The sequence below is a fragment of the Rhodopseudomonas sp. B29 genome (genome assembly GCF_000333455.1).
Classification (GTDB): domain Bacteria; phylum Pseudomonadota; class Alphaproteobacteria; order Rhizobiales; family Xanthobacteraceae; genus Rhodopseudomonas.
Window position 1 is genome coordinate 1 of sequence record NZ_BADD01000069.1, and the last position, 10,234, is coordinate 10,234.

At 66.0% G+C, this 10,234-nt stretch carries 7 protein-coding genes and 1 pseudogene; 3 read left to right on the forward strand and 5 right to left on the reverse strand.

Going from position 1 to position 10,234, the window contains the following annotated elements; genetic code table 11:
- Positions 1–551 (reverse strand): annotated as a pseudogene (locus tag I5M_RS29050) (hypothetical protein); the annotation flags it as partial.
- 176 nt (positions 552–727) lie between these two features.
- Between I5M_RS29050 and pobA the strand changes: the two are divergent.
- The gene (gene pobA / locus I5M_RS02455; protein WP_022719946.1) at positions 728–1,900 is read left to right on the forward strand and encodes a 4-hydroxybenzoate 3-monooxygenase; all 1,173 of its coding nucleotides are present in this window, start codon (positions 728–730) and stop codon (positions 1,898–1,900) included.
- Between the two features lie 406 nt (positions 1,901–2,306).
- Positions 2,307–2,750 (forward strand): PaaI family thioesterase, encoded by a 444-nt coding sequence (locus tag I5M_RS02460; protein ID WP_031335109.1) that lies wholly within the window; start codon positions 2,307–2,309, stop codon positions 2,748–2,750.
- A 30-nt stretch (positions 2,751–2,780) separates the two neighbouring features.
- Here I5M_RS02460 and I5M_RS02465 read toward each other — a convergent pair whose 3' ends face one another.
- The gene (locus tag I5M_RS02465; protein WP_022719948.1) at positions 2,781–4,130 is read right to left on the reverse strand and encodes an amidase; all 1,350 of its coding nucleotides are present in this window, start codon (positions 4,128–4,130) and stop codon (positions 2,781–2,783) included.
- Positions 4,131–4,361: 231 nt separating this feature from the next.
- Between I5M_RS02465 and I5M_RS02470 the strand changes: the two genes are divergently transcribed.
- Complete coding sequence (locus I5M_RS02470) at positions 4,362–5,276, forward strand: SDR family NAD(P)-dependent oxidoreductase (protein WP_022719949.1); 915 nt, start codon at positions 4,362–4,364, stop codon at positions 5,274–5,276.
- A gap of 291 nt (positions 5,277–5,567) precedes the next feature.
- On the opposite strand, the gene I5M_RS02475 is transcribed toward I5M_RS02470, so the two are convergent.
- The 3 genes from I5M_RS02475 to ppc form a co-directional block, all read right to left on the reverse strand.
- Positions 5,568–6,842 (reverse strand): OmpA family protein, encoded by a 1,275-nt coding sequence (locus tag I5M_RS02475; RefSeq protein ID WP_244431917.1) that lies wholly within the window; start codon positions 6,840–6,842, stop codon positions 5,568–5,570.
- A gap of 477 nt (positions 6,843–7,319) precedes the next feature.
- Entirely contained in the window at positions 7,320–8,177 is an 858-nt protein-coding gene (locus tag I5M_RS02480; protein ID WP_022719951.1) for a hypothetical protein, read from the reverse strand.
- A 120-nt stretch (positions 8,178–8,297) separates the two neighbouring features.
- On the reverse strand, positions 8,298–10,234 hold a 1,937-nt coding region (gene ppc, locus I5M_RS02485), incomplete at its 5' end, for a phosphoenolpyruvate carboxylase (protein ID WP_031335111.1).

Below are 10,234 nucleotides of genomic sequence, written 5' to 3' on the forward strand. Positions count from 1 at the left end.
CTATCGAAGACTGGCTGCGCGATCCTTACACGATCTACGCGAAGTACATCTTGAGATTGTCGCCGCTCGATCCGGTCGGCATGCCGCTGTCGGCGGCGGATCGTGGCTCGGCGATCCACGCTGCGCTCGGTGAATTCACGCAAACCTATGCCGACAATCTGCTGGTACCATTCGTTGAGCGCCAGCGTACCCTTCTTGCCGTCCTTGAAGGTGAACGGAAGCTGGCCGGCCGAGATGATCGGGAAGCGGCCGGGCTGATAGCCGGGATTGACGTAGGTGACGTCGGCGATGCCGTCGCGCGCCATGTCGTAATGGTCGAAGGCCTTGCCGAGTTGCTCGGAGGGGAACACCGACATCTTGATGGTGCCGCCCGACGCCTTCTCGATGTCCGCAGCCCACTCCTTGGTGGCCGGGACCAGCGGATGCGCCGGCGGCACCCACAGTGAGATCTTCCAGTTGACGGTCTTGTCCTGGGCGGCGGCCGGGGTCGCGAGCGGCGCGGCAGCGAAGGTCGTGCTCGCGAGCAGCAGCGCGAACAGGGTCTTCCTCATCGGTGGTTTCTCCCTCTTGGCTGGCCTTAAATGGCCATTTGGCGGCATTGTTATAGGATATAACCTTTATTGCAAGTGACCCCTTCTGTCATAACAGCTAGATGGCCGCCGCCAGCTAGACGGCGCCAAAACCGTCGCCTAACGAGGCGAAATCTACGAACACCGAGGAAACGTTGATGCGGACACAGGTGGCGATCGTCGGCGCGGGACCGTCCGGGCTGTTGCTCGGGCAACTGCTGCACAAATACGGAATCGACAACGTCATTCTGGAGCGCAAGGACCCCGATTACGTGCTGTCGCGGATCCGGGCCGGCGTGCTCGAGCAGGGCATGGTCAACATGCTCGAAGAGGCCGGCGTCGCCCAGCGCCTGCATCAGGAAGCCCTGCCCCATGACGGCATCGAGATCGCGTTTTCCGGCAAGCGTCATCGCATCGACCTGAAGACTCTCACCGGTGGCAAGATCGTCACCGTCTACGGCCAGACCGAGGTGACACGTGACCTGATGGAAGCGCGCTCAGCCGCCGGCCTCACCACGATCTACGACGCGGCCGACGTCAGCATCCACGACATCGACGGCACCTCGCCCAAGGTCCGCTACGTCAAGGACGGCGTGACCCACGAGGTGGTGTGCGATTTCGTCGCGGGCTGCGACGGCTATCACGGCGTGTCGCGGCAGAGCGTGCCGCAGAGCGCGGTGCAGACCTACGAACGCATCTATCCGTTTGGCTGGCTCGGCGTTTTGTCGGACACGCCGCCGGTGTCGCACGAACTGATCTACGTCAACCACGACCGCGGGTTCGCGCTGTGCTCGATGCGGTCGGCGCATCGCAGCCGCTACTACGTGCAATGCCCGCTGACCGACGACGTCGCCGAATGGAGCGACGAGCGGTTCTGGAACGAGCTCAAGAGCCGGCTCGACGACGAGGCGGCGCACAAGCTGGTCACCGGTCCCTCGATCGAAAAGAGCATCGCGCCGCTGCGCTCGTTCGTCGCCGAGCCGATGCGGTTCGGCCGGCTGTTCCTGGCCGGCGACGCCGCCCACATCGTGCCGCCGACCGGCGCCAAGGGCCTCAACCTCGCGGCGAGCGACGTGTACTACCTGTCGCGCGCGCTGCGTGAATATTACGGTGAGAAGTCGCAGGCCGGCATCGACGCCTACTCGGCCAACGCGCTGCGCCGGGTGTGGAAGGCCGAGCGCTTCTCGTGGTGGATGACCACCCAGCTCCACCGCTTCCCCGACAGCGACGGCTTCTCCCAGCGCATCCAGACCGCCGAATTGGACTACCTGGTCAACTCCCAGGCGGCGATGACGGCGCTGGCGGAGAATTATGTGGGGTTGCCGTACTAAGCGACCGCGGCCCTAGGGTGACGAACTTTCCGCGTCATTGCGAGCGAAGCGAAGCAATCCAGTTCCGTGCACCTAGCTGGATTGCTTCTTCGCTGCGCTCCTCGCAATGACGATAGAGGGCCCGTCATTCCGGGGCGCTCGCGTCAGCGAGCGAACCCGGAATCCCGAGCTGGTAGCGACGACTGAGCACACCACAATGTCGAGATTCCGGGTTCACGCGCTGACGCGCGTGCCCCGGAATGACGCGTCCTTGGAGGTCACGGCACCGAGACATCGCTCGGGTTCGCGCCGGACGGCATCGGGTTTCAAACATTCTCTCATCGCGTGCTTCAAACTTTGTCGGCGTTGCCAGATGCGGCGCTGGTGCGGTCATATGGCGCGACCGCAATCAGCAGCGATGGATTTGATGAGCATTACGCAGACCACGGAATCTTCGGACGAGATCCTACCGCCCGGCTTCGAACGACACGCGCGCAGCAGCCCGCTTACCGCACCGTGGGAGCCGCTGTATTCCAGAATAACAGCGGACGCCGTGATCCTCGGCCTGCGTATCCGTGAAGCGCATACCAATTCACGCGGGCTCGCGCATGGCGGCCTGGTCACCGCGCTGGCCGACAATGCGATGGGCTACAGTTGCGGCCTGAAACTCGGCGGCAGCCAGCGGCTGCTCACCTCGTCGCTGGCGATCGATTTTCTCGGACCGGCCAGTATCGGTCAATGGCTGCAGATCGAACCAGAGGTGGTCAAGCTCGGCAGTTCGCTTTGCGTGGCGCAGGCCTTCGTCACCGCGGACGGCGTGCGTTGCGCGCGTGCCAATGGCACCTTCAGCGTGGTCAAGACGAAAGCATAAACGTCGGGGCCTCCGCTCCGCCGCTCGACCTCAGCCCCGCACCACCTTCTCCAAGCCCGCCGCGATCTCGAACACATCCCGGTCGGCGCCGTTCACACCCGCCAGCATCAGGCCGAGCGGCGGTTCGCCGGTGCGGTGCATCGGCAGCGAGATGGCGCAGCCGTCGATCATGTTGATCAGCGTGCAGTTACGCAGCGCGAGCAGATTGGCGCGGGTGAAGGCCTTGTCGTCGGCGAGTTCGGCGATGGTGGGCGCCGCAATCGCCGTCGTCGGCATCGCCACCGCGTCATAGGGCGACAGCCGTGCCGCGGCGCGGGCGATCAGCGATTTTCGGGCACCGATCAGGTCGACATATTCGGCCGCGCTCAGCGCCTCACCGCGCAGGATGCGTTCGCGCACCCGCGGATCGTAGACGTCGCCGTGCGCGACGATCAGATAGCGGTGCCAGGCGTAGCTCTCCGCTGCGGTGAAGCCGCCCTTGGCGCTCATCGGCGCGACGTCGTTGAACTCCGGCACTTCGATCTTCTCGATGATCGCGCCGGCCGCCGACAGCGCCTCGAGCGCGCGCGCGAAGGCTGCGCTGACGGCTTCGTCGAGATCGTCGAGCGCCACGGTGGTCGGCACGGCAAGGCGCAGACCCTTGATCGGCCGCGGCGCAACCGGCACCACCGGCTGATCGGCCAGCACGGCATCGAGCGCCGCGCAGCAGGCGACGCTGCGCGCCAGCGGCCCGATCGAATCCAGCGAGAACGACAGCGGCACCGCGCCGTCGAGCGGGACGCGCTGCTGCGACGGCTTGTAGCCGACGAGGCCGTTATTCGCCGCGGGGATCCGGCAGGAGCCGCCGGTGTCGGTGCCGAGCGCGGCATGCGCCATGGCGTCTGCCACCGACACCGCGGCGCCGGAGGACGAGCCGCCCGGAACGTAGCCGACGTCGCGGCGGTACACCGATTTCGGCGTGCCGTAATGCGGATTGATGCCGATGCCCGAATAGGCGAACTCGGTCATGTTGGTGCGGCCGATCACCACGAAGCCGGCGCGCCGCAGCCGCGCCACCGCGGGCGCATCGGCCTCGGCCGGCGGATTGTCGTCGAGCGCGCGCGAGCCGGCGCGCGTGACCTGGCCCTTGATGTCGAACAGATCCTTGATCGAGACCGGGATGCCGGCGAACGGCGACGGCTCGGCCTTGATGGCGCGGAGCTTGTCCATCGCGTCGGCCGCCGTCAGTGCCGCCTCGCGGTCGACATGCATGAAAGCGCGCGGCCCCTCACCGGCCGGATCGTCGATTTTCGCCAGACAGGCCTCGACCAATTTCCGTGAGGTGGTACGGCCGGAGGCGAGGTCGGCCGCAAGCGCGGCGAGCGTCGGGTGATCTGTCATGGCTTGGGCTTCCGATAGACAGCGATGGCCGCGGACCACGTCCGCCCCTCGCCGGAGTTGAGGTTCGAGGCCTCCTCCACTAGCGCGGCGCCGCGCGCTTGGCCATGGCCAACGCAAGCCGGCCTGCGGTCCACGCAGGTTGACGCTGCCCGGCCGGATGGCGCATCACCGAACCACAACCGTCCCCGCCGTCGCGGGACAAGACGGGACAGCCCAGGAGGACACGACAAGATGGCCAAATCGCTCGACGGCAAAGTCGTCATCGTCACCGGCGCGGGCCGCGGCATAGGCCGCGAGATCGCGCTGCTCGCGGCGCGCGAAGGCGCCAAGGTGGTGGTCAACGACCCCGGCGTCGCCGCCGACGGCTCGGGCACCGACGCCGCGCCGGCCGAGCAGGTCGTCGAGGAGATCAAGAAGCAGGGCGGCACCGCGGTCGCGAATTTCGAGAGCGTCGCCGAGGCGGTGCCGGCCAGCAAGATCGTCAAGCAGGCGGTGGATACTTACGGCCGGGTCGACGGCGTGGTGAACAACGCCGGCATCCTGCGCGACGCCATCTTCCACCGAATGAGCATCGACGCCTTCGAACAGGTGATCAAGGTGCACCTGATGGGCTCGTTCTATGTCTCGCATGCGGCCGCACGCTTCTTCCGCGAGCAGGAAAGCGGCGCCTTCGTGCACTTCACCTCGACCTCGGGACTGATCGGCAATTTCGGCCAGGCCAACTACGCGGCCGCCAAGCTCGGCATCGTCGGCCTGTCGAAATCGATCGCGCTCGACATGCAGCGCTTCAACGTCCGCTCCAACTGCGTGTCGCCGTTCGCCTGGACGCGGATGATCGGCACGATTCCGACCGAGACCGAAGAAGAGAAAGCCCGCGTCGCGCGGCTGCAGCAGATGGGCCCGGAAAAGATCGCCCCGCTGGTCGCGTATCTGCTCAGCGACGCCGCCAAGGACGTCAACGGCCAGATCTTCGCGTCGCGCATGAACGAGATCTTCCTGATGGGCCAGTCCCGCCCGCTCCGCTCCGTCCACCGCGACGGCGGCTGGACCTGCGAAACCATCGCCGAGCACGGCATGCCGGCGCTGAAAGGCTCGTTCTACGCTCTGGATCGCTCGGCGGATGTGTTCAGCTGGGACGCGGTGTAGGCGCTTCGTACGTTCCGTCATTGCGAGGAGCAAAGCGACGAAGCAATCCAGCGCAGTGCACGGAGCTGGATTGCTTCGCCTTTGGCTCGCAATGACGGCGAGAGGCAGATTGTTCAGCTGTCCTACTGCTGCGTGGCGCAGACTAGGTTAAAGTCCTCCAGTCCCTTATGGTGAGGAGCTCCGGCGAAGCTCAAAGAGCTTGGCCGGAGCGTCTCGAACCATGAGGCTGAGGCCGTGCTGCCTCGTCCTTCGAGACGGCGCTACGCGCCTCCTCAGGACGGGGAGACTTGGTTACTTCACCACGAACTCGATGCGCCGGTTCTGCGCCCTGCCCTCTGGTGTGTCGTTACTGGCGAGGGGCTTGTCGGCGCCGTAGCCGGCGGCGACGAGTTTGGCGGAGCCGGTGCCGAGCTTGGCGAGGCTTGCCACCACCGCTTCGGCGCGGCGCTTTGACAGCGTTTCGTTGGCGGCCTTCTTGCCGGCGGCGTCGGTGTAGCCGGCGACTTCGATGGTCACCGCCGGGCACTGCGCGATCGCGGCGGCCAGCTTGGTCAGCACCGGAAGCGACGCCTTGTCGATCGTCGCGCTGCGACGCTCGAAGTTGATCTTCTCGGCGGTGGCGAGCGCCGAGACATTGCTCTGGCAGGCCTGCGCTGGCGTCACCGCAATCTCGCCCGCCGCATTGGCGGTCTTGATTTCGGTCGCAGCCTTCGGCTTGGCGGATTCAGCAGCGGCCTTCTCGGCGGCGGCTTTGGCAGCGGCCTGCCTGGCCGCCTCTTCGGCCGCCAGCTTCTCAGAGGCCAATTTCTCGGCTGCCGCCTTCTCTGCCGCAACTTTCTCCGCAGCTGCCTTGGCTTCCGCCTTGGCGCGGCGCGCGGTCTCGGCCTTGTCGGCGGCCAGCTTCTCCGCCGCGGCCTTTTCGGCGGCCGCCTTTTCGGCCGCTTCCTTCTCGGCGGCGACCTTGTCGGCAGCCTGCTTGGCGGCGACCTCGGCCTGCAGCTTGGCGACGGTCTTGGCCGCGAGCGCCGGGCCGGTCAGATCATCGACCTCGTCGACGCGGCGCACGCCCGGCACCTGGGCAATCTCTTTGACCAGCTCGGTGCGCGCTGCACCGAGATCGGCCGGCAGCAGCACGTCGCGGCCGCTGACGTCGAAATTCAGCGGATCGGCCTTGGCCTCCTTCACCACCTCGGCAACAGCCTCGCGCAGATCCGGCGCGATCTTCGGCGCGGTGGTGATGGCGAACACGCCCCAGATCAGGAAGGTGGCGAACAACCCGACCCACCAGCCTTCGAACCGCACCGGCAGCAGCCCGCCTTTCGCACCGCCAAGCAGGCCACCAGCCACATAAGCCAACAGAAGGCCGACGGCGATCTCCAGCAACAGCGCTGACTGACCGGACAGCAGCCGGCCGGCGACGAGCACCAGCAAAATCGCCACGACGACGCCCATGCGGCTCAGCCAGTAGTTCTCGAGATCCGCGGCCCAGCCGAATTTGTCGGCGACGATCGGCGTCGCGACGCCGACGATCGCGGCGGCCGCGAGCCAGAGCCAATAATGAGTCACGAGATAAATCATAGTCGTCCCCCACGACGGCGAGCGCGCGCGAACGAGGTCGCAGCACGGCGCGTAGCTTTGAAGTTGCAGTGGGGAAGCTAACGCCAGCGCAGCGGCACCGGCCATCTGACTTAAGTTCAGGCGGTTAGTTGCGAATGCCGAACGGACGAGCAATCCGCCGCTTGGCGTGGCAGCGCTGGTACGTAGTACCGCTGAAGAACTGTATGGGAGTGCGGCATGCGGCACGCAGTTACCACGGTGCGCGGTCAATCCTGATAAAATTATGCGCCGAACGAGATCGCCATCCGCCGCGACACGGCCAGTGAAAGCGCCGCATGGATGGCAGGCAGGTATTAGATGCCACCTCTCAACGAAACGGCCCACCATCAGGCGGGCCGTTTGACTAAGCTGCGATCAGCGCAGCAGCAGGATCAACAGGATGATCGGAAGCGGAATCCCGAGCAGCCACAACAGAATCGGCATGATCTATCTCCTTTGCTGGACGAATTTGGCGCGGCGGAAAGCATCACGGCCCCAGGTGCCGTCACGCATGCCACCGCCCTCGGTGGCGGCGAGCGCGGCGCAGAATGCGCCGAGCAGAAGCGAGAACGTCAGCCACATCGCCAGCTGCGCCGCAGCCTTGCGGGCAGCGTCGAGATTGGACTTGGCGGTGGTGATGACGTCGTTGACGCGCTTTTCGGCATCGGGCTGGCTCAGCCCGGTGCGAGCGGCGACGATGCTCGCCACATAGCTGCGATCGGCCGGATTGAGATCGCCGCCATTACGCAGGCTCGATGTCATCAGGCGCGTCAGCTCGGCGCGGCTGTCGGCCGGGTTGCCATTCTGCGCGTTCGGCGAGCGCAGCAGCGTATCGACATAACCGTCCATCGGCCCCGCCGACGCGGCAGTGGCGGCACCTTGGGCCGCACCGCCGACGCCTGCACCCAGCAATGCCGTGGCCGGCGACGCCAACAACACGGCGCCGAGCAGCGACGCCGCCGCCCAGGCCAGGAAGCCGTGAGCCGTATCGCGGAACATCACCTCGTGGGCATTGATATCGGTCCACTTCGCTCGCAGCCGGCCGGCCAGATAGCCGCCGACCGCCGACGAGATCATCGCCATCACGACGAAATACAGGCCGGTGCCGATCTTGAACGTCGTGGCCGAGACGCCGGAATTGCCCCACGGCGACACCACGGTGAAGCCCAGCCCCATGCCGAACGCCAGCAGCACCAGCGTCAGCGCGCACGACGCAACCCCGCCGGCGAGCACCGCGGCCCAGGACACACCGGATACGGCGGATTCGCCGGCCGTGGTCTGCGCGGTTGCTAAATTCTGATCCATCCATCCCTCCGAGCATATGAGCCGGAGAAATGATGGAGAGATGGAATGGTTCCGAGCGGGGAGAGTTAGTAACGGCTATTCAGCCCGGTGACTGCAAGCGGAACTCGGCTGATGACAAGTCTACCCGCTGTTTCGCAGCCCCGCCGAAATCCCGTTGATGGTGAGCTGGATGCCGCGCAGCACCTGCTCGTCGGGATCGTGGGTGCGGTGTTCGCGGAGCAGCTGGACCTGGACGTGGTTGAGCGGGTCGAGATAGGGGAAGCGGTGGCGGATCGAGCGTTCCAGCATTGGGTTGGTTTCTAGCAGGCGATCCTGGCCCATGATGTCGAGCAGATACTCGATCGAATGATGCCACTCGTCGCGGATGCGGCCGAAGATGCGGTCGCGTAGTTCCACGTCGGCGACCAGTTCGGCGTAGCGCGAGGCGATGCCGATCGAGCTCTTCGACAGCACCATGTCCATGTTCGACAAGAGCGTGCGGAAGAACGGCCATTCCTTGTACATCTGCTGCAGGAACGCGATGCCCTTCTCCGGATGCGCCGACACCCAGGCGGCGATGGCGCTGCCGAAGCCGTACCAGCCCGGCAGCATCAGCCGGCATTGCGCCCATGAGAACACCCAGGGGATGGCGCGCAGATCCTCGATGGCGCGGGTCTTCTTGCGCGATGCCGGGCGGCTGCCGATGTTGAGCGTGGCGATCTCGTTGATCACCGTCGACGACCAGAAGTAATCGACGAAGCCGTCGGTTTCGTACACCAGCGCCCGATAGGCCTTGAAGGCGAGCGCGGAGATCTGCTCCATCGCTTCGAGATAATCGAGGCTCGGCGCGACGCGCTTGGGCTGCAGCAGGCTGGCTTCCAGCGTCGCGGCGGCGAGGATCTCCAAATTGTTGCGGCCGACTTCGACGTTGGAATATTTGCTGGTGATGATCTCGCCCTGCTCGGTGATGCGGATTTGGCCGTTCACCGCGCCGCCCGGCTGCGCCACGATAGCGTCGTAGCTCGGGCCGCCGCCGCGGCCGACCGAGCCGCCGCGGCCGTGGAACAGCCGCAGCCGGACGCCGTGGCGGCCGAAGATTTCAATGAGGCCGATCTCGGCCTTGTACAGCTCCCAGCCCGAGGTGACGAAGCCGCCGTCCTTGTTGCTGTCGGAGTAGCCGAGCATCACCTCCTGCACGGCGCCGCGGCTGTCGACCAGACGGCGATACTCTGGAATCGACAGCAGCCGGTCCATGATCTTGGCCGAGGCCTGCAGATCCTCGATGGTCTCGAACAACGGCACGATGTTGAGCGCGCTGCGGCCTTTGGGGTCGATCAGCCCGACCTCCTTGAGCAGCACCGCGACTTCGAGCAGATCGGAGACGCCCTTGGTCATCGAGATGATGCACTGGGGGATGGCCTGTGGGCCGAAGGTGGCGTGCGCTGCCGCGGCCTCGCGGAACACGCCAAGCTCGCCCACCGTCTCGTCGGAGTATTTGACGAACAGCGACGCCAGCGGCCGCGGGCTGCGCAGCTCGGCGGTCAGCGCGGAAATGCGCTGCTCTTCGTTCAGCGCCATGTAGGACGTGCCTGGCCGCGCCGCATCCATCAGCTCGGTGATGGTGCGCTCGTGCACCGCGGAATTCTGGCGGATGTCGAGGCTGGCGAGATGGAAGCCGAAGCAATCCACCGCGCGGCGGAGCTGACGCAGCCGGCCGCGGGCGATGACGCTGGCGTTGTGGCTGACCAGCGAGTCGTGAAGCGCGTCGAGATCGGCCCTGAAGGAGTCGACATCCGGATACGGCGCCGCCGCGCCGATCGGCGCGCGCGCCGCCTCGATGCCGAGTTTCACCGCGGTGGCGGCGAGCCGCGTGTAGATGCCGGCGACGGCGCGGCGATAAGGTTCGTGCTCGCGATGCGGCGAGTGATCGGGCGAATTCTCCGCGAGGGCACGGACCGCGTCGCTGACCGCCGCCAGATGTGACGCCAGAGACAGCTCCGAGCCCAGCTTGTGGAGTTCGTCGAGATAGTAAGTCAGCGCCCGGGCGCTGTGCAGCTTCAAGGCGCCGTGCATCACCT

Bases quoted from the DNA above. Each gene is read 5' to 3' on its own strand.
- pobA (WP_022719946.1), top strand. From the start codon at position 728: ATGCGGACACAGGTGGCGATCGTCGGCGCGGGACCGTCCGGGCTGTTG.
- I5M_RS02460 (WP_031335109.1), top strand. From the start codon at position 2,307: ATGAGCATTACGCAGACCACGGAATCTTCGGACGAGATCCTACCGCCC.
- I5M_RS02465 (WP_022719948.1), bottom strand. From the start codon at position 4,130: ATGACAGATCACCCGACGCTCGCCGCGCTTGCGGCCGACCTCGCCTCC.
- I5M_RS02470 (WP_022719949.1), top strand. From the start codon at position 4,362: ATGGCCAAATCGCTCGACGGCAAAGTCGTCATCGTCACCGGCGCGGGC.
- I5M_RS02480 (WP_022719951.1), bottom strand. From the start codon at position 8,177: ATGGATCAGAATTTAGCAACCGCGCAGACCACGGCCGGCGAATCCGCC.